The sequence below is a fragment of the Candidatus Aegiribacteria sp. genome (assembly GCA_021108005.1).
GTDB lineage: Bacteria > Fermentibacterota > Fermentibacteria > Fermentibacterales > JCC-6 > Aegiribacteria.
Map to the genome: position 1 here is coordinate 1 of JAIORS010000132.1, position 1,605 is coordinate 1,605.

The 1,605-nt window shown below is 44.1% G+C and carries 3 protein-coding genes; 2 read left to right on the forward strand and 1 reads right to left on the reverse strand.

What is annotated here, in order from left to right; translation table 11 throughout:
* Positions 1–25: 25 nt before the first annotated feature.
* A complete protein-coding gene (locus tag K8S15_07845) occupies positions 26–550 on the reverse strand; it encodes a hypothetical protein (GenBank protein MCD4775949.1) in 525 nt (174 codons plus the stop codon).
* Between the two features lie 278 nt (positions 551–828).
* Here K8S15_07845 and K8S15_07850 point away from each other — a divergent pair, with 278 nt between their 5' ends.
* Both K8S15_07850 and K8S15_07855 read left to right on the forward strand, forming a co-directional pair.
* Positions 829–1,110 (forward strand): type II toxin-antitoxin system Phd/YefM family antitoxin, encoded by a 282-nt coding sequence (locus K8S15_07850; GenBank protein ID MCD4775950.1) that lies wholly within the window; start codon positions 829–831, stop codon positions 1,108–1,110.
* Positions 1,107–1,433, forward strand: coding sequence for a type II toxin-antitoxin system RelE/ParE family toxin (locus K8S15_07855; GenBank protein MCD4775951.1), 327 nt, complete (start codon positions 1,107–1,109; stop codon positions 1,431–1,433). The genes K8S15_07850 and K8S15_07855 overlap by 4 nt, the downstream gene beginning before the upstream one ends.
* Positions 1,434–1,605: the final 172 nt, after the last annotated feature.

The following is a 1,605-nucleotide window of genomic DNA, read 5'->3' on the forward strand; positions in this document are numbered from 1 at the left end:
CTGATGAGCAAGGATTTCTGATCTGCTAATAGAACAACCTGTTGAAAGTTCCGATCAAGGTTTCACTCTGATCCTGAACCGAGTTGCTTCGATCGACTTGTTCAGAGTTGAAACTGGTATAATCACTGGAATCCTCAACAACTTTTATCAGCTCCCCCTGATAGTAGTAATACCGCATTTCCGGTTTTTGGGGAATTCCGGTCATGTAAACAAATATCAGGTTGCCAAAACCATCATACAGGAATTCCGAATACTCATGGTAAGCGGCTCTATCAACTATCAGAATCGCTTTTCTCAGATTATCGGGATAGGGATTCTCCTCGGAGAATCCGAAGTAGAAAGTAAGTAACGGATGATACGTCCCTACAGCCGGGTAAGAAAGACCGCCGGTATTTACATCGACCACTGTCTTGTACAGCTCCCCGTTATCGACTTCTTCATTCGTCTGACTATAGATGTCCCGAATGTATTGAACCTGCTCCTGAACTCCGGCATAGAGACATGAGGTGCAAAGAAGCAGAGAGAGCATGAAGAATTGCGCGGTTTTCAATTTTCTCCTAACCTTTAAAGAAAGAAAATCAGTCAAATAAGAAAATGGATATTTACTAATCCCATACCTGCTCCGGAAACGGCTCATCGGTTTCCAGATGTCACATTTCCCTGCCTGAAACCAGCATGCCAGAAGCTTGTGGTTCCCGGGTGATCCCGGAAACTGACCATACGACCTGAAATACCCGTAGTCAAACATCGTTGCCGGTCTGTTCGGTGATAGCCTTAACTTGACGGACGGTCCTTATTTAGTATGAAATATGGGTAGGAGGTGAAGGGATGCATATTACAAACGATATAAAGCCGGTTACATACTTGAAGAACAGGGCAGCAGATTTGCTCAATCAAATAAACGAAACACACCGTTCAGTGATAATCACACAAAATGGGGAGCCTCGTGCTGTACTTCAAGATCCCAGGAGCTATGAAAACATGCGTAATGCAATTGGCATCTTGAAGCTGGTTTCACAGGGGGAGGCTGACATCAGGGACGGTAAGGCTAAAATCCAGGAGGAAGTGTTCAAAGAGATTGAGGCAACACTGGAAGAAAAGCCCCGGTGAGCCGGGCGTATCAAGTACTGTGGGCTGATGTCGCCAAGAATGATTTGAAGGAAATTCTTGAATATATTGCAATTGATAACCGCTTAAGTGCGTTAGAGATATTTCAAGAAATCAAACAAAGAGCATCTAGCCTTTATACCTTTCCTGAGCGTGGTCGCGTTGTACCAGAGCTTCTAGATCAAGGCATCCTTATATATCGCGAAATAGTCGTCCCACCTTGGAAAATTATATACAGAATCTCAGATAAATTCGTGTATGTGCTGTCTGTATTGGATTCAAGACGAAATGTAGAGGATATATTGCTGAAACGATTAGCATATTAAGAATAATGACACAGAACTGTGTTGATGGAGCAGACCTGTCTTCCGTTCTTCCGGATGAGATCAGGGGTACTGCACGGACACACGAAAACGCACATTCCACTGCAGCCTCTGGCTCTTATCTCAACAGACACAGACCAGTGGTTTCAGAAATCCCACCGGATTGAATTCTGCA

Excerpts from the sequence above, each read along its gene's own strand:
- K8S15_07850 (MCD4775950.1), top strand. The coding sequence starts at position 829 with ATGCATATTACAAACGATATAAAGCCGGTTACATACTTGAAGAACAGG.